The sequence below is a fragment of the Streptomyces sp. MAR4 CNX-425 genome, assembly GCF_048656465.1.
Lineage (GTDB): Bacteria > Actinomycetota > Actinomycetes > Streptomycetales > Streptomycetaceae > Streptomyces.
The window spans coordinates 1-17109 of sequence record NZ_JBMDLF010000005.1; the positions used below are offsets into that span (position 1 = coordinate 1).

Genomic DNA, 17109 nt, shown 5'->3' on the forward strand with positions numbered 1-17109 from the left:
TGACCAGCTCCGACAGCACGGACACCGCCTCGAACTCCAGCTCGTCCATGCCCCAGCCGGCCAGGGTCTTACGCAACTGCGACCGCGCCAACGCCACACATCGGCGATGCCGCCGCCAATGCCACACCACGACTTGCCTGTCTACAAGTGTCTGACGACGTTGCATGGTCGACAGGATGGAAGAGACGGCGCCGGTCTCGATTCCCAGCGAGCGGGATACCCACGGTGGGTACACTCTGACAGTTGAACGACTGATCGTTCCGCAGCGACAGATGTCAGGGAAGTCGCATGTCAGACCACATGTCGCCAGCCGCCTTACCGGCGCGTGTCCTTAACCGCGCCGATGTTCGAGCCGCCTTGCAGTGCCATGATTTCGGCGAGGTCTTCAAGCTGGCTCGGCAATGGGGCGGAATCAGCTTCGTAAAGATCGCGGATGCCTGCGGCATCAAGCCCGAGCGGGTGGGGAAACTGGCCCGCGGCGAAGGTGCGGTCACCTCCTACGAGAAGATCACGCGCATTGCGGACGCACTTGCCGTTCCTGGTCACCTTGTCGGTCTGGCACCACGTCCGTGGGAGCAGGCGCAACCCGTTCCAGAGTCGGCCAGGCAGCAGGAGCGCTCGCCGGTCGCTCCCGAAGCGTCAAGCGCGGTGGGTGTCTCACGGCCCTCCGGGGCGGCAGGAGCCGATCAAGAAGGAGACGACGTGCAGCGGAGGACGTTCCTCGCAGCGACGGGACTCACCGGAGTCGCCGGCATGCTCCCCGAGGGCAGTTCGGGGACTCGTCTCGGGCAGCGGGAGGTGGATTGTCTCAGGGCGCGCTCTTCCCGGCTCCGCCGCCTGGACGACGTCCTCGGAGGAGTGGACACCCGCCACGTCTACCGCGCCGAGTTGGACGCCACCGTCCGCCTGATGCGCTGTGGCAGTTACTCGGAGACAACCGGCAAGCAGTTGCTCACTGTCGTCGCCGAACAGGCGCAGCAGGCGGGTTGGGCCGCCTTCGACGCCGGTGACCAGCGGGAGGCGTCTCTTCTCTACCGTCGCGCGTACGGAGCCGCCAGGGACGCGGGCAACGCGGCTCTGGAGGGCAACGCTCTTGCCTTCCTCGCCTACCAGCAGGTCAGTAGCACAGGGTCGGGTGTGGCCACCGCGGTCGCGTCGTGCAGGGCCGCGGGACCCGACGTGCCCCCCACGGTCCGAGGTCTGCTCTACGAGCGCCGGGCCTGGGCTCATGCTCGTGCCGGAGAGGCGGTGGAGACAGAACGTGCGCTCGCCCAGGCAGAAGCCGCCCTGGGCAGCAATGCCGACACGGCGGGGCCCGAGTGGGCATCCTGGGTCGACGCGCGCGAGCTGCAGATCATGAAGGGACGCTGCTGGGCAGAGTTGCGCCGTCCGCTGCGTGCCGTTCCCGAGCTGGAAGCCGCGCTTGCCGACTTCGACGACGCGCACGCTCGGGACAAGGCCCTCTATCTCTCCTGGCTCGCTCACGCGTACCTGGACGCCGGGGAGGTCGAGCAGTCAGCGAAGGCGATCGGCAGAGCCATCGGCCTCTCCGCCGGGGTCGGCTCAGTCCGTCCCCGGCAGCGTGTCCGCACCTTCCTGACCCGTCTGCACCCGCACCGCCACTCGGAGGCCGTCGCCGAGGTGCTGCACCGGGCGGTATAGCTCAGGCCGGCCCGTCGGCGGGTTCCTCTGCCACGGTTCGCCGTACCCAGTCCAGGTAGGGCCGGGAGCCTGTCGTTATCGGGATGGTGGTGACCTCCGGGTTGTTCCATGGATGGCGCTCCAGCAGATGTGCTTCAAGCGCCGGGTAACGGTCCGCGGTCGTCTTGAAGATCACCTGCCATTCCTCACCCTCCCCGAACTCACCGAGGTGCCAGAACAGCGCCGCCACCGGACCGACCACCTGCACGCCTGCCGCCAGCCGCGCCCGCGTCGCGCTCCGGCCCAGCGCCACCGCTGCTTCGCGAGTCCCGGTTGCCGTGTAGACCTGTACAAAGTCGCCCATGTCCCGAGGCTAACGACTCGTCGTCGACCGCCGGGAGGTCAGAGCGCGTCGGCCGGGATCGTGCCGAGGCGGCCGGACTTGAAGTCCTCGAAAGCCTGGGCCAGTTCGGCGTGGGTGTTCATCACGAACGGGCCGTACTGCCTCATCGGCTCCCGGATCGGCAGCCCGCCCAGCAGGACCACCTCGAAGTTCTCGCTGCGCGAGTCCTGCGCGGGGGCCGCGCGGACCGTCAGGGACTCGCCGGGGCCGAAGACCACCGCGTCGCCCGCGCCGAAGGGGCGGGCCTCGGTGCCTGCCGTGCCGGTGCCGGCGAGGGCGTAGGCGAGGGCGTTGAAGTCCGGGCGCCAGGGGAGGGTGGCCTCGGCGCCGGGGGTGAGGGAGGCGTGGATCATCGTGATGGGGGTGCGGGTGGCGCCGGGGCCGGTGTGGCCGTCGACGTCGCCGGCGATCACGCGGAGGAGGGCGCCGCCGTCGGGGGTGGTGAGGAGCTTCACGTCGCCGCCGCGGAGGTCCTGGTACTTCGGCGGGGTCATCTTGTCGCTGCGCGGCAGGTTCACCCACAGTTGCAGGCCGTGGAAGAGGCCGCCGCTGACGACCAGCTCCTCCGGCGGGGTCTCGATGTGCAGCAGGCCGCTGCCCGCGGTCATCCACTGGGTGTCGCCGTCGGTGATGACTCCGCCGCCGCCGTGGGAGTCCCGGTGCACGAACGTGCCGTCGATGATGTACGTCACGGTCTCGAAGCCGCGGTGCGGGTGCCAGGGCGTGCCCTTCGGCTCTCCGGCCGCGTAGTCGACCTCGCCCATCTGGTCCATCATGATGAACGGGTCGAGGTGGGCGTAGTCGATGCCGGCGAAGGCGCGGCGGACCGGGAAGCCCTCGCCCTCGAAGCCGGCCGGGGCGGTGCCGACCGCCCGCACGGCGCGGGCCTCGGCGCCCGGCGGGGGCGCGGAGACGCGGGGCAGGAGCAGCGGGTTGTCGGCGGTCACTGCGGGCATGGGGCCTCCTCGGTGGGTCCACCCTCCCGGGTGGTTGAGGGTTAAACGACCCCGCGGGTGCCGCTCATTCCCCGCCGCTCAGCCGTACATGCGGCGCATCGCGAAGTCGACCATCTCCTCGACCGCCTTCGCGTCCACGACCATGCGGTGCTCGCCCTCGATGTCGAGCACGAAGCCGTAGCCCGTGGGCAGCAGGTCGATGACCTCGGCACCGGTGACGGTGAAGTACTTCGACTCCCGGCCCGCGTAGCGGCGCAGCTCCTTCAGGGAGCTGAAGAGCGGGATCACCGGCTGCTGGGTGTTGTGCAGGGCGAGGAAACCGGGGTTGTCGCCGCGAGGGCAGTAGATCTTGGAGGTGGCGAAGATCTGCTGGAAGTCCTCGGAGCCGAGGGTGCCGCCGGTGAACGCCTTGACCGCGTCGGCCAGGGACGGCGGGGCGGGCTGGGACGGCTCGGGGTAGAGGGGCTGCTCGGCGTAGCCGCCGGGGGCGGGCTGGTCGTACGGCCCGGGGGGCGGGGCGGCGTACCGGTGCCCCTGGGGGTGACCGGGCGGGGGACCCTGGGGGTGGCCCTGCGGGGTCCCGTAACCGGCGGACTGGTCGTAGCCGTACATGCCTGCAAGCCTAGCCGCGCCACCGGGCCCGCGGCGGGGACTCCGCCAGTCGGACGGATGTGACAAGACGAGGGTTGCGTTTTATTACTGGCGGGTAGCACTATGGGTGGTCGCTGACCCCTTTTGCCTGATACGGAGCCTGCGCATGGGCCACTACAAGTCGAACCTCCGGGACATCGAGTTCAACCTCTTCGAGGTGCTGGGCCGCGGCGACGTCTACGGCACGGGCCCCTTCGAGGACATGGACGTCGAGACCGCGCGGAGCGTGCTCACGGAGATCGCCCGGCTGGCGGAGAACGACCTGGCCGAGTCCTTCGCCGACAGCGACCGCAACCCCCCGGTCTTCGACCCGGAGACGCACACCGCCGCCGTCCCCGCGTCCTTCAAGAAGTCGTACGAGACCTACATGGACGCCGAGTGGTGGCGCCTGGGCCTGCCCGAGGAGATCGGCGGCACGGCGACGCCGTCCTCGCTGATCTGGGCGTACGCCGAGATGGTGCTGGGCGCGAACCCCGCCGTGTGGATGTACGCCTCCGGGCCGGCCTTCGCCGGCGTCCTCCACGACGAGGGCACGGAGGAGCAGCGCCAGGCGGCGAAGCTGATGGTGGAGCGGCGCTGGGGCTCGACGATGGTGCTCACCGAGCCGGACGCCGGCTCCGACGTGGGCGCGGGGCGCGCGAAGGCGCTGGAGCAGGAGGACGGCAGCTGGCACATCGAGGGGGTGAAGCGCTTCATCACCTCCGGCGAGCACGACATGGCGGAGAACATCGTGCACTTCGTGCTGGCCCGCCCGGAGGGCGCCGGGCCCGGCACGAAGGGGCTGAGCCTGTTCATCGTGCCGAAGTACGACTTCGACTGGGAGACCGGCGAGCTGGGCGAGCGCAACGGCGTCTACGCCACCAACGTCGAGCACAAGATGGGCCTGAAGGTCTCCAACACCTGCGAGCTGACCTTCGGCGACCGCCACCCGGCCAAGGGCTGGCTGCTCGGCGGGAAGCACGACGGCATCCGCCAGATGTTCAAGATCATCGAGTTCGCCCGGATGATGGTCGGCACGAAGGCCATCGCCACCCTCTCGACGGGCTACCTCAACGCGCTGGAGTACGCCAAGGAGCGCGTCCAGGGCCCGGACCTGGCGCAGTTCACCGACAAGACCGCGCCGCGCGTGACCATCACGCACCACCCGGACGTGCGCCGCTCGCTGATGACGCAGAAGGCGTACGCGGAGGGCATGCGCGCCCTCGTCCTCTACACCGCCTCCGTCCAGGACACGATCCAGGTCCGGGAGGCCGCGGGCGAGGACACGTCGGCGCAGCACGCGCTGAACGACCTGCTGCTGCCCATCGTCAAGGGCTACGGGTCGGAGAAGTCGTACGAGCTGCTGGCCCAGTCGCTCCAGACCTTCGGCGGCTCCGGCTACCTCCAGGAGTACCCGATCGAGCAGTACATCCGGGACGCGAAGATCGACACGCTCTACGAGGGCACCACCGCCATCCAGGGGCAGGACTACTTCTTCCGGAAGATCGTCCGCAACCAGGGGCAGGCGCTCACCTCGCTGGCCGAGGAGATCAAGAAGTTCCTGGCCGAGGCGGTGGGCGGGGAGCAGCTGGCCGCCGCGCGGGACGAGCTGGCCAGGGCGGCCGTGGACCTGGAGGCGATCGTCGGGGTGATGCTGGCGGACCTCGCGGAGACCGAGAAGGACGTGAAGTCCCTCTACAAGGTGGGCCTCAACACCACCCGGCTGCTGCTCGCCTCCGGCGACGTCGTGATCGGCTACCTGCTGCTCAAGGGCGCCGCGGTGGCGGCGGAGAAGCTGCCGACGGCCGCGCAGAAGGACGTGGCGTTCTACCAGGGGAAGATCGCGGCGGCGCGGTTCTTCGCGCGGAACGTGCTGCCGCAGGTCGGGATGCAGCGGTCCCTGGCGGAGAGCACAGACCAGTCGCTGATGGAGCTGGACGAGGCCGCATTCTGAGGCGGGACCCGCCGGCGTGACGGGTACGGGTCCGTGCCGTGCGGGGCGGGTGACGTACGGGTCGTGCCGTACGGATCGTGAGGTCCCGGGGCCGCTCGGCCCCGGGACCTCTGTCGTGCCTGGTCCGCGACCCGGGTGGGGCGGGGCGGCAGGTTCAGCGGTAGCCCCAGGCGGCGGCGTACTCCGCGAGCCGCGGCGACATGCCGTCGGGACTCTCCCCGAACGTGCGGGCCGACTGGATCCGGCCGGACTTGATGTTGGCGCTGCGGTCCCCGAAGTTGGGCCGGAACCTGCCGTGGTCCTGCTCGCCGTACTCCAGCATCGAGTCCTCGAACTCCACGTCCAGATACGCGCAGACGCCGCGCATGACCCGCTCCGGGTCGGCGGTCAGGTCCTCGTACGTGAGCGTGTGGCCGTCGAGCGTGGTGCGGGCCCGCTCCAGCGGCTCGAAGTACTTCAGCGCGTTCGCCTCCAGCTGGGCGCGGGTGGCGGTGTTGGACCTGCGGTTCTCCAGCGAGGTGACGACGCCCTCGGGGTGGCGCAGCAGGAACAGGAACTTCGCCCGCGGCCAGGCGTGCTTGAGCCGCTCCCAGGCCCAGACGTTGCCCGGGGTCTTGTCGACGACGACGTCCTTGCCGCTGCGCTCCAGCTCCAGGTGCAGCACCCGGTCCCACAGCACGTGCTCCAGCTCCGCCTTGTCCAGGCCCAGTTCGAGCATGGACTGGTCGGAGAAGCCGGGGGTCAGGTCCACCCCGACGGTGCGCAGGTGCAGCTCGTGCGGCGCGCGTATGCGCGAGTGGCTGTTGAGCAGCATGCGCAGCAGCGTGGAGCCGGAGCGTACGGGGGCGAGCACGAACACCGGCGCCTCGACCTGCCGGGGCACGACCGCCACCCCGTACTCCGGCTCGACGGTCTTCTTCGGCGGGCGCGAGCGCTTCGGCCCGGCCTTCGCCGGCGCCTGCTGCGGCGTCGCCGCCTCGGGCGACGTCCGCGCGGCCGGGACCGCCTCCGCTCCCGGGCCCTTCAGCTGCCGCGGCGGCCGGAGCGCCTCGCCCAGCAGCCGGGCCCTGCGCCTGATGCCCGTGTTCACGACTCCCATGGGGTCACTGTCACCCTTCGCTCGTACCGTGGCCTGTCCGTCACTCCCCCCGTGCGGACGGCCGGCACCTCGTTGGCAACAGGCGTCACACACCCGGAAGAACGTAAGACAACGATTCGGCAAAGGCAATGGCTCAATTCCGCTTCACCCCCACGTCTTAGGCTTTGGACATGATGACCGCACCCCCGCCCCGGTTCGACCGCGGCCACACCGACGACCTGGCCGGCTACCTCACCGCCTCCCCCACGCCGTACCACGCCGTTGCGGAGGCCGCCCGACGGCTGGAGAAGGCCGGTTTCACGCAGCTCCACGAGACCGACGCCTGGGACGCGACGGCCGGCGGCCGCTACGTGCTGCGCGGCGGCGCCCTCATCGCCTGGTACGTGCCGGAGGGCTGCGCCCCCGAGACCCCGTTCCGGATCGTCGGCGCCCACACGGACTCGCCGAACCTGCGGGTCAAGCCGGTGCCGGACACGGGCGCGCAGGGGTGGCGGCAGATCGCCGTGGAGGTGTACGGCGGGACCCTGCTGAACACCTGGCTGGACCGGGACCTGGGGCTGGCGGGCCGGCTGACGCTGCGGCCGGGCGCGGCGCGCGCGGGCGCGGGCGCGGATGCGGCGGGCACGGATGCGGCCGGCGCGGGTGCGGGTGGCACGGACGCGGCGGCCGGCGCGGGTGCGGGCCGGGTCGGCGTGGGCGGCGAGACGCGGCTGGTCAACGTCGACCGCCCGCTGCTGCGCGTACCCCAACTGGCCGTCCACCTCGACCGGGGCGTCAACGCCGACGGCCTCAAACTGGACAAGCAGCGCCATATGACTCCGATCTGGGGCCTCGGCAACGCACGCGAAGGCGACCTCGTCGAGTTCCTCGCCGGGGAGGCCGGGGTCGCGCCCGGCGACGTCCTCGGCTGGGACCTGATGGTGCACAGCGTCGAGCCGCCCGCCTACCTCGGCCGGGACCGCGAACTGCTCGCGGGCCCCCGCATGGACAACCTCCTCTCCGTCCACGCCGGCGTCGCCGCCCTCGCCGCCGCGGCGACGGCGGACACCCCGCCGACCGCGATCCCCGTGCTGGCGGCCTTCGACCACGAGGAGAACGGCAGCCAGGCCGACACCGGCGCGGAGGGCCCGCTGCTCGGCAACGTCCTGCGCCGCACCGTCGCCGCCCGCGGCGGCTCGTACGACGACACCGCCCGCGCCCTCGCCGGCTCCGTCTGCCTCTCCTCCGACACCGGCCACGCCGTCCACCCGAACTACCCCGAGCGCCACGAGCCGGGCCACCGCCCGATGCCGAACGCGGGCCCGATCCTGAAGGTCAACGTCAACCAGCGCTACGCCACGGACGGCACCGGCCGCGCGCTCTTCGCCACCGCCTGCGAGCGGGCCGGGGTGCCGTGGCAGTCGTTCGTCTCCAACAACGCGATGCCCTGCGGCACGACGATCGGCCCCATCACGGCGGCCCGCCACGGGATCACGACGGTGGACATCGGGGTGGCGATCCTCTCGATGCACTCGGCGCGGGAGCTGTGCGGGGCGGACGACCCGCACCTGCTGGCGGGCGCGCTGGCGGCGTTCCTCACGGAGTGAGCCGGGCGGGCCGCCTCCTTGCGTAGGTCGGGTGGTGGCCCGGGTCTCGGTCGCGGCCCGCGCGTGCGGGTGCCGGTGCGGGTGCGGGGCGCGGGGGTCACGTGAGCGGCTTCGGGCCGGACCGCCGCCCGCGGGGCGTCACGCGTACTGCCTGATGGCCACCGTCGCGTCGAGTTCGAGCCGGTTCTCCCCCGCGGGCGCCGGCAGGTCCAGCACCCGGTCCAGGATCCCGCCCCCCAGGCGCCCGCAGCCGTCGGTGCGCGGAGCGGCGAACTCCGCGTCCGCGGCGCCGAAGGAGACCACCGTCGGGTCCTCGGATATCACCTCTGTCGGGCGGGTGTCCTTGAGCACGAGGTGGACGGGCCCGGTGGCCGCGCCGCCTATCGAGCAGCCGCGCGGGAGCAGCGGACCGCGGACCGCGAGGGTCAGGTCCAGCTCCCCGCGGCGCTCGTCGTCGGACTGGAAGTCGGCATAGCCCCCGTACCGCGGCGTCAGCGTCAGGGGCGTCCCGCCGACCCGTATCGGCTCGGCCGTCATCTCCCCGAACACCTGGGCGAACTCCCCGTCGACCCGGCCCTCCGCGAACGTCAGCGTCATCGGCCGGTCGATCGGCTCGTCCACCCGCCCCACCCGCAGCCGCCCCGTCGCCCGCATGACCTCGCACCGCCACGTCCCGGGGTCGGCGCCCGCGGGCAGCTCGTCCACCGCCGGACAGGCGCCGAAGTCGAACCCGGAAGCGGGCCCGGAGGCGGGGCCGGGCGGCTTCGCGTCCGCGGCGGCGGGGGCGGCGCCCGCGGTGAGCACGGCGAGCAGGGCGGTGAGCGCGGCGGCCGCGGCGCGGGCGGGGCCCGTTCCGTACGACCGGCGCTTCCAGTTCTTCGTCATGCCCGACAGCATTGCAGAGATTTCTCTGCATAGAAAGCTCTGCAAAGAAACCTGTGGATAAACTGCGGCCATGACGGACGAGCGGCGCAAGGTCAGCAGCCCGGAAGCCCTCAAGGCGCTCGCGCACCCCCTGCGGCTGCGCATCCTGCGCCACCTCTCGGTGCACGGCCCGGCGACCTCCACGACGCTCGCGGCGGCGCTGGACGAGAACACCGGAACGCTCAGCTACCACCTGCGCATGCTGGAGCGCGGCGGTCTCATCGAGGACATCCCGGAGCGGTCGGCGGGCCGCGAGCGCTGGTGGCGCGGCGTGCCGGGGCTGGACATCCGCCGCCCGCCGATGGAGGACGTCACGGCGGGGGAGCGGGCGGTCATAGCGGAACTGGACCGGCTGCGCGGGGCGGAGGACCTGGAGCTGGCGCGGCGGTTCGCGGCGGGGCAGGCGGACGGGGAGGGGGGAGAGGAGGGCTGGCTGCGGGGGTCACGCGGGCTGAGCCATCTGACGAAGGAGCAGCTGGACGCCTTCCACGACGATTACCTGAAGCTGCTGGCGAAGTACCGCCGCACGCCCGAGGACGCGGAACCGGGCGCGCGCCCGGTGCACCTGCGGTGGTTCGGCATCCCGGCGGACTAGGAGGCGGCGGGCTCCTCGGGCAGGCGGTCGGCGAGGGCCTGGACGGCGGCCAAGACGGTGGCGAAGCCATTGGTCACCTTGGCGTCAAGCGCGTCGATCCGCTCACTCTGCTCCAACTGCGTCTCGCGCAAAGCCTGCAGCGACTTCCGGTGCGCCCGCATTTCGAGCCTCAGATCCGCGACGTCCCGATCGTTTATGGCGACCATCGCCTGGGCCTGCGACATCCGGTCGTGGACGGCGTCCACGCGGGCCTCCAGGGTCTCCACGCGACTGCGAAGCTCATCGCGCTCACTCATACGGCCTAGCCTATCTGGCCTGCACCGATGCAGGGTCGTTTCTCCACTAAGCACCTGGTTCTTCCTTTTCCTCCCCCTCGTCCAGCCCTGCCAGGATCAGCGCCAGCCGCCCCGTCCCCGACTCCGTGACCCGGATCGGCACGCCCCAGTCCTGCTGGTGGACGTGGCACGCCGGGTACTCCACCGACGGGTCGTCGTCGCAGCTCGCCGCCATCGCCGAGACGTGCAGCACGCCCTCCCCCGGGCCGTCCGCCGACAGCGCCACCTCCCGGCTCAGGTCCGTGCCCGGGCCCTCGCCGGCCGTCAGCAGCGACGGCGGGGTCGCGCTCACCAGCAGGCGGGTGGCCGGGCCGTAGCGGGTGTCGAGCTTCTGGCCCGGCGGGGCGTGGAAGACGACGTCCAGCGACAGGGTGCCCGGCGCCACGTCCGTCGTCGCGCGCCGCGTGCGGTGCGCGACCGGGGTGACCTGGACCGCCTCCTCCGGCAGCCGGAGGCGGGTCAGGCGGTGGCGGGCGGACTCCACGACGACGATCTCGTCGCCGTCCACCACCGCGTCCGACGGCTCCCGCAGGTCGGTCGCCAGGGTGGTCACGGCGCCGGTGGCGGGGTCGTAGCGGCGGAGGGCGTGGTTGTACGTGTCGGAGACCGCGACCGAGCCGTCCGGCAGGGCGGTGACGCCCAACGGGTGCTGCAACAGCGCCTCACCGGCCGGGCCGTCGCGGTGGCCGAAGTCGAAGAGCCCCGTGCCGACCGCCGTGTGCACCCGCGGCGGCCCACCGCCCGGCCCGCCGTCCGGCCCGCCGCTCTGCCCGCCGTCGCGCTCCAGCCAGCGCAGCGCCGACGTCTCCGCGTCCGCGATCCACAGCCGGTCCGCCGTCGCCGCCAGCCCCGACGGCTGCGCGAACCACGCCTCCGCCGCCGCCCCGTCGACCAGTCCCTCGTTCGTCGTGCCGGCCGCCGCCTCGACGGTGCCGGTGGCCGGGTCGTACGTCCACAGCTGGTGGACGCCCGCCATCGCGATCCACAGCCGCCCGTCGAACCACGCCACGTCCCACGGCGACGACAGGTCGACCTCCCGCGCCCGTCCCGACGCCGGCGCGCCCTGCCACCACTGCCGCCCGGTCCCCGCCAGCGTCGTCACCGACCCGGTGCCGAGGTCGACGGCGCGGATCGCGTGGTTCACGGTGTCGGCGACCGCCACCGACCCCGCCGGGGCGCCGGCGTCCGGCGGGAGCAGCGCCAGCCCCTGCGGCTCGTTGAACCGGGGCTCCGTACCGTCCGCGAACCCCCGCTCCCCGCTCCCGATCCGCCGCACCACCGTCTCGCCGTCCGGCTCCAGTTCCACCAGCCGGTGCCGCGTCGTGTCCGACACGAGCAGGTTGCCGGACGGCAGCCGCAGCGCCTTCCCGGGGAACCGCAGATGGGTCGCCACCGGCTCCGGCGCCACGTACGGCCCGTCCCCGCGCCGCAGCGTCCCCTTCGCCGCGTGCTCCGCCTCCAGCTCCGCGACCAGCCGCTCGATCGCGTGTACGTGTCCTTCCCCGGCGTGCTGCGCGACGACGTACCCCTCGGGGTCGACCACCACCAGCGTCGGCCACGCCCGCACCGCGTACTGCTTCCACGTCGTCAGCTCCGGGTCGTCCAGCACGGGGTGGTGCACGCCGTAGCGCTCGACGGCGTCCACGACGGCCGCGTGCTCGGCCTCGTGCACGAACTTCGGCGAGTGCACGCCGACGACGACCACCGTGTCCCGGTGCTTCTCCTCCAGCTCGCGCAGCTCGTCCAGGACGTGCAGGCAGTTGATGCAGCAGAACGTCCAGAAGTCGAGGATCACCACGCGGCCGCGCAGCGCGGCGAGGCTCAGCTCGACCCCGCCGGTGTTCAGCCAGCCGCCGCTGCCGGTCAGCTCGGGAGCCCGGACCCGGGCACGTTTCGCCATGAGCAGAGCCAACCACACCGCGGCGCCGGCCATTCCCCCCGCGCTACGGCCGTCCCAGCACCCGGTCCCGCAGCGCCGGGAACTCCGCGCGCGTCTTCGTCACCCGCGCCGGGTCCAGCTCCGCGCGCAGGACCTCCTCCCCCTCGCCGGCCTCCGCGAGGATCTCGCCCCACGGGTCCACGACCATGCTGTGCCCCGCCTGCACGACCCCGCCGTTCGTGCCGGCCGTGCCGCAGGCCAGGACGTACGCCTGGTTCTCCACCGCGCGCGCCTGCGCCAGCAGCCGCCAGTGCGCGCGGCGCTTCGCCGGCCAGCCGGCCGGGACGGCGAAGACCTGGGCGCCGCCGTCGGTCAGGGCCCGGAACAGCTCGGGGAAGCGGAGGTCGTAGCAGGTGGCGAGGCCGACGACGGTGTCGCCGAGGGGGGCGGTGACGACCTCGTCGCCGGCGCCCAGGAGGACCGCCTCGCCGCGGTCGAAGCCGAAGCGGTGGATCTTGCGGTACGTACGCGCCAGGGTGCCGTCCGGCGCGTACAGCAGGCTCGTGTTGAACAGCGTCCCCGAGGCGTCGCGCTCCACGACCGACCCCGCGTGCAGCCATACGCCCGCGTCCCGGGCCGCCGCCGCCATCGCCGCCGCGGTGGGGCCGTCGAGGGGCTCGGCCGCGGCCGCGAAGTCGTCGAAGGCGAACGCGCCCACGTGCCACAGCTCCGGCAGCACCACCACGCCGGAGGCGGCCTCCGCGCGGACGAGCGCCGCCGCTCTGGCCCGCCGGCCTGCCACGGTTTCGTCCGGGTCCACCCGGAACTGGATCAAAGAAGCGCGCACTTTACCACCGCTCCCGTCCCACGTCGTCTGCGTCGCCGCACAATCGTCGCCCGAAAGCACTGCCGGGGCGCCCGTGCGCAGCGTAACTTAGGGCCTGCCGTGCATCCCGCGAACGATCCCGTGAGGGGTAGTGTGACCGTCCACTCCAGCCTCCAGCCCTCCGTCGACGCCTGGGTCCACTCGGCCGAGGCCATATCCGAACTCGTGGCACCGCTCTCCGAGGGGGAGTGGAGCGGCCGCAGCGGACTCCCGGGGTGGTCCGTGCGGGACGTCGTCTCCCACATCATCGGCGCCGAGTGCGAGGCGCTCGGCGACCCGCGGCCGATCCACAACCTGCCGGCCGACCTCGTGCACATCACCGGCGAGAAGGCGCGCTACGTCGAGGTCCAGGTCGACGTGCGCCGGCACCACACCGCGCCGGAGATGACCGCCGACCTGGAGTACACGCTGATCCGCCGCCGGCGTCAGCTCCGCGACGACAAGCGCGCGCCGGACACCAAGGTGCGCGGCGCGTTCGGCGAGGAGGTGACCCTCGCGGAGGCCCTGCGCTACCGGGCGTTCGACATCTGGGTGCACGAGCAGGACATCCGGCGCGCGCTCGGCCGCCCGGGGAACATCGACTCGCCCGGCGCCCTCGTCGCGCGCGACGAGCTGCTGGCGCGGCTGCCGGGGGTGGTGGCCGGGGACGCGGGCGCGAAGCCGGGGTCGGTCGTGGTGGTGGACGTGACGGGCCCGGTGGAGTTCATGCGGACGGTGCGGGTCGACGAGGAGGGACGCGGGTCCGTCGACGGCAGCGTCTCGCTCGGGCCGACGGTGACGCTGACGACGGACTGGGAGACGTACCTGTGGCTGGCGACGGGCCGGCTGCGGGCGGCCGCGGCGGCGGACCGGGTGAAGGTGGAGGGGGATCCGAAGCTGGCGGAGGCGGTCCTGCGGCACTTCACGGTGACGGCGTAAGGGAGCCGGTCCGGCGGAGGCGGCGCGGGGCGGGCCCGCGGGTGCCGGGCGTGCGGTACGCCCCGCGCCCCCCGGGTACGGCCTGCGCCCGGCCGCCGTCCTCACCCGTAAGGGCGCAGCCCTCATCCGACCGGCACAGCCCAGGGGGCGGCCCGCGCCCGCCCGCCCCAGGCTGATCGTGTGAGTATCAGCCAGGAACAGCTTCTCCGCTGCAGCGTCGCCGTCGACATCGGGGCCACCCGCACCCGCGTCTACCTCAAGGGCACCGGCCTCGTCGTCGACGAGCCGAGCGCCGTCGCCATCAACGCCCGCACCGGCGCCCTGGTGGCCGTCGGCGGCCAGGCCGAGGCGATGACCGGCCGCACCCCCGCGCACATCCGGGTCGCCCGGCCCGTGGGGCCGAACGGCATCACCGACATCGAGATGGCCCAGCGCATGCTGCGCCACCTCATCCACGCCCGGGTCCGCCGCTCCTGGCGCTTCCACCCGGCGCTGCGGGCCGCCGCCTGCACCCCGCACGACGCCGAGCCGCTGACCCAGCGGGCGATGATCGACACGCTCGCGGGGCTGGGCGCGCGGCGGGTGATGCTCGTCGACACCCTGATCGCCACGGCGGTGGGCGCCGGGCTGCCGGTGCCGGCGGCGGAGGGCACGATGATCGTCGTGTGCGGGGCGGCGATGACGCAGATCGCCGTGCTGTCGCTGGGCAACGTGGTCGCCGCCGAGAAGGTGCCGGTGGGCGGGGAGGCGGTGGACCGGGCGCTGGTGGAGCACCTGCGCATCAACCACGAGGTGATGCTCCGCAGCCACACCGTCGGCCGGGTGCACCGCGAGCTGTCGCTCGCCGGCGCGCAGGGCACGGCGCTGCTGGAGGTGCAGGGCCGCGACGTGGTCTCCGGGCGCCCGCGCGCGGTGCAGGTCGACCCGGCGGCCGTCGAGCAGGCGGCGGGCGCGCCGATGCTGGCGGTGCTGGACGGGATCCGCTCGGTGCTGCGGCGGTGCCCGCCGGACCTGGTGGCGGACATCGGGGACCGGGGGATCGTGCTGGCGGGCGAGAGCGCGACGATGCCGGGCCTGGAGACGATGCTGCGTACGTCCGTGGGGCTGCCGGTGCACATCGCGGAGCGCCCGGACGTGGCGGCGGTGGTGGGCCTCGGCTCCAGCACCGTCGTCGCCGGCGGCGCAGGGCAGCCAGACGGCGGACGTGGCCACGGAGGTCGCGACGGACTAGGCGTCGCCGTCCTACGCCGGTACGTGGACGGCCGACACCCGGCTCGCGACCAGACGTTCGCGCTCGCGCCGGTGGGCCCGCCCGCGCAGCCGGAGGATCTGGCTGATCCCGACGGCCTGAAGGACGAAGATGCTCGCGAACGCGACCCCGTAGCGGTCCCCCGTCGCGTCCAGCAGCAGCCCCACCGCCAGCAGGGTGGTGACGGACGCCGTGAAGCCGCCCATGTTGACGATGCCCGACGCCGTGCCCAGCCGCTCCGGCGGGTTGGCCGGCCGGGCGAAGTCGAAGCCGATCATCGACGCCGGCCCGCACGCCCCCAGCACGCAGCACAGCGCCACCAGCAGCCACCCCGGCGCGTGCGCTCCCGGCCAGGCCAGCACCGTGCCCCACACCGACGCCGTCGCGGCCACCGTGCCCAGCGCCAGCGGCAGCCGGGCGGCGTGGTGCCGGGCGACGAGCTGGCCGTAGACCAGGCCGACCGCCATGGTGGACAGCACCAGCAGCGTCAGCAGCTCGCCCGCCTCCGCGCGGCTCACGCCCTGCGCCTCGACGAGGAACGGCAGCCCCCACAGCAGCAGGAAGACCATCGCCGGGAACTGGGTGGTGAAGTGCACCCAGAAGCCCAGCCGGGTGCCCGGCTCCCGCCAGGCGGCGCGTATCTGGCCGCGGATGCCGGTGTGGTGGTCCTCGGGGGGCGGCGGGACGTAGTCGCGGGGCTGGTCCCGCAGAAAGAGCAGCACCAGCACGAGCATCAGCGCGCCGGCCGCCGCGCTGCCCGCGAAGGTCGGCGTCCAGCCGAACTCCTGGAGCAGCCGGGAGAGCAGGAGCGTGGAGACGAGGTTGCCCGCCATGCCGACGAGCCCCGCGAGCTGCGCTATCAGCGGCCCGCGGCGGGCGGGGAACCAGCGGGCGCCGAGCCGCAGGATGCTGATGAAGGTCATCGCGTCGCCGCAGCCGAGGAGCGCGCGGGAGGCGAGGGCCGTGCCGTACGTGCCGGAGAGCGCGAAGCCGAACTGCCCCGCCGTGTACAACACGATGCCCATCGCCAGCACCCTGCGGGTGCCGAGCCGGTCGACGAGGAGGCCGACGGGGATCTGCATGCCGGCGTAGACGAGGAGCTGGAGGATGGAGAAGCCGGAGAGCGCGGAGGCGCCTACGTCGAAGCGCTCGGCGGCGTCGATGCCGGCGACGCCCAGGCTCGTGCGGTACGTGACGGCGACGAAGTAGACGGCGACGCCGAGGCTCCACACGGCGGCGGCCTGGTAGCCGCCGGGCGGGTCGCCGGGCAGCGCGGGGGCGCGGCCGCGGCCCGGATCGCCGCCCGCGCCGGCGGCGGTCACCGCGCGTCCCCGCGCAGCAGGTCCCGTACGGAGGCGACGTGGCCGTGCACCGCCTCGGCGGCCGTGTCGGCGCTGCCGCTGCGCAGCGCGCGGAGGATCTCGGCGTGCTCGGCGAGCGAGCGGTGCATGCGGTCGGGCTGGGCGTTCATGAGGGCGACGCCCATGCGGAGCTGGCGGTCGCGGAGCTGGTCGTAGAGGCGGACGAGGATGTCGTTGCCGGCGTTGCGGACGATTGTGGCGTGGAAGCACCGGTCGGTGGCGGCCGCGGCGGCGCGGTCGTCGGCCTCGACGTGCCGGCGCTGCTCCGCCAGCAGCTCTGCGAGCCGGGTGAGCAGCGGGCCGGGCGCGGGTACGGAGCGGCGGGCGGCGTGCTCCTCGACGAGCATCCGGGTCTCGACGACGTCGGCGATCTCCTGCGCGGAGACGGGCAGGACGAAGGCGCCCTTCTTCGGGTACAGCTCCAGCAGCCCCTCGGCCTGCAACCGCAGCAGCGCCTCGCGCACGGGGGTGCGGGAGACGCCGACGGCGTCGGCGAGCTCGCCCTCGGTGAGCATCGTGCCGCCTTCGTAACGCCGGTCCAGCACGCCCTGCTTGACGTGGGCGTAGACGCGGTCGGCGGCGGGGGCGGGCTTGGCCGGGGCGGTGGGGCTCGCGGGCATGCGCACAGCATAGATACAACACGTATGCGTACGCTCCACCGTCCGCGATACGGACAGCGGGCTTCTCGGTACA

15 protein-coding genes and 1 pseudogene are annotated in these 17109 nt (G+C 73.1%); 6 read left to right on the top strand and 10 right to left on the bottom strand.

Translation table 11 applies throughout. The features are described from left to right. Positions 1–288 precede the first annotated feature (288 nt). Complete coding sequence (locus ACHZ99_RS15740) at positions 289–1662, top strand: helix-turn-helix domain-containing protein (protein ID WP_420305225.1); 1374 nt, start codon at positions 289–291, stop codon at positions 1660–1662. A gap of 1 nt (position 1663) precedes the next feature. Here ACHZ99_RS15740 and cutA read toward each other — a convergent pair whose 3' ends face one another. The 3 genes from cutA to ACHZ99_RS15755 all read right to left on the bottom strand — a co-directional run bounded on the left by cutA (position 1664) and on the right by ACHZ99_RS15755 (position 3612). Further along, positions 1664–2005 (bottom strand): divalent-cation tolerance protein CutA, encoded by a 342-nt coding sequence (gene cutA, locus ACHZ99_RS15745; RefSeq protein WP_420305226.1) that lies wholly within the window; start codon positions 2003–2005, stop codon positions 1664–1666. Between the two features lie 38 nt (positions 2006–2043). After that, positions 2044–3000 (bottom strand): pirin family protein, encoded by a 957-nt coding sequence (locus ACHZ99_RS15750; RefSeq protein ID WP_420305227.1) that lies wholly within the window; start codon positions 2998–3000, stop codon positions 2044–2046. Between the two features lie 78 nt (positions 3001–3078). Beyond that, positions 3079–3612 carry an SseB family protein gene (locus ACHZ99_RS15755; protein ID WP_420305228.1) on the bottom strand — a complete coding sequence of 178 codons (534 nt, stop codon included), beginning with the start codon at positions 3610–3612 and terminating at the stop codon, positions 3079–3081. Positions 3613–3757: 145 nt separating this feature from the next. On the opposite strand from ACHZ99_RS15755, the gene ACHZ99_RS15760 reads away from it, so the two are divergent. Next, positions 3758–5584: an acyl-CoA dehydrogenase gene (locus ACHZ99_RS15760; protein WP_420305229.1), complete on the top strand. Its 1827-nt coding sequence runs from the start codon at positions 3758–3760 to the stop codon at positions 5582–5584. A gap of 154 nt (positions 5585–5738) precedes the next feature. Here ACHZ99_RS15760 and ACHZ99_RS15765 read toward each other — a convergent pair whose 3' ends face one another. Next, entirely contained in the window at positions 5739–6683 is a 945-nt protein-coding gene (locus ACHZ99_RS15765) for a sulfotransferase family protein (protein WP_420305230.1), read from the bottom strand. 170 nt (positions 6684–6853) lie between these two features. On the opposite strand from ACHZ99_RS15765, the gene ACHZ99_RS15770 reads away from it, so the two are divergent. Beyond that, complete coding sequence (locus tag ACHZ99_RS15770; protein ID WP_420305231.1) at positions 6854–8269, top strand: M18 family aminopeptidase; 1416 nt, start codon at positions 6854–6856, stop codon at positions 8267–8269. A 138-nt stretch (positions 8270–8407) separates the two neighbouring features. Here the strand turns inward: ACHZ99_RS15770 and ACHZ99_RS15775 are convergent, their stop codons facing one another. Then, positions 8408–9154: a hypothetical protein gene (locus ACHZ99_RS15775; protein ID WP_420305232.1), complete on the bottom strand. Its 747-nt coding sequence runs from the start codon at positions 9152–9154 to the stop codon at positions 8408–8410. Positions 9155–9224: 70 nt separating this feature from the next. Between ACHZ99_RS15775 and ACHZ99_RS15780 the strand changes: the two genes are divergently transcribed. Next, a complete protein-coding gene (locus tag ACHZ99_RS15780; protein WP_420305233.1) occupies positions 9225–9788 on the top strand; it encodes an ArsR/SmtB family transcription factor in 564 nt (187 codons plus the stop codon). Here the strand turns inward: ACHZ99_RS15780 and ACHZ99_RS15785 are convergent. Genes ACHZ99_RS15785 through ACHZ99_RS15795 form a run of 3 tightly spaced genes read right to left on the bottom strand, consistent with a single transcriptional unit; the run spans position 9785 to position 12849 of the window. Then, complete coding sequence (locus tag ACHZ99_RS15785) at positions 9785–10084, bottom strand: hypothetical protein (protein ID WP_420305234.1); 300 nt, start codon at positions 10082–10084, stop codon at positions 9785–9787. The genes ACHZ99_RS15780 and ACHZ99_RS15785 overlap by 4 nt on opposite strands. 46 nt (positions 10085–10130) lie before the next feature. Beyond that, positions 10131–12023, bottom strand: a complete 1893-nt coding sequence (locus ACHZ99_RS15790; RefSeq protein WP_420305235.1) for an NHL domain-containing thioredoxin family protein — start codon at positions 12021–12023, stop codon at positions 10131–10133. A 43-nt stretch (positions 12024–12066) separates the two neighbouring features. Then, the gene (locus tag ACHZ99_RS15795) at positions 12067–12849 is read right to left on the bottom strand and encodes a nitrilase-related carbon-nitrogen hydrolase (protein WP_420305236.1); all 783 of its coding nucleotides are present in this window, start codon (positions 12847–12849) and stop codon (positions 12067–12069) included. A gap of 132 nt (positions 12850–12981) precedes the next feature. On the opposite strand from ACHZ99_RS15795, the gene ACHZ99_RS15800 reads away from it, so the two are divergent. Together ACHZ99_RS15800 and ACHZ99_RS15805 are read left to right on the top strand one after the other, a co-directional pair. Further along, entirely contained in the window at positions 12982–13806 is an 825-nt protein-coding gene (locus ACHZ99_RS15800; protein ID WP_420305237.1) for a maleylpyruvate isomerase family mycothiol-dependent enzyme, read from the top strand. Positions 13807–13986: 180 nt separating this feature from the next. Beyond that, positions 13987–14967 (top strand): annotated as a pseudogene (locus tag ACHZ99_RS15805) (rod shape-determining protein); the annotation flags it as partial. A gap of 81 nt (positions 14968–15048) precedes the next feature. Here ACHZ99_RS15805 and ACHZ99_RS15810 read toward each other — a convergent pair. Further along, complete coding sequence (locus ACHZ99_RS15810; RefSeq protein WP_420305238.1) at positions 15049–16377, bottom strand: MFS transporter; 1329 nt, start codon at positions 16375–16377, stop codon at positions 15049–15051. Then, entirely contained in the window at positions 16374–17036 is a 663-nt protein-coding gene (locus ACHZ99_RS15815) for a GntR family transcriptional regulator (RefSeq protein WP_420305239.1), read from the bottom strand. Before ACHZ99_RS15815 ends, ACHZ99_RS15810 begins: the two co-directional genes overlap by 4 nt. Positions 17037–17109 lie beyond the last annotated feature (73 nt).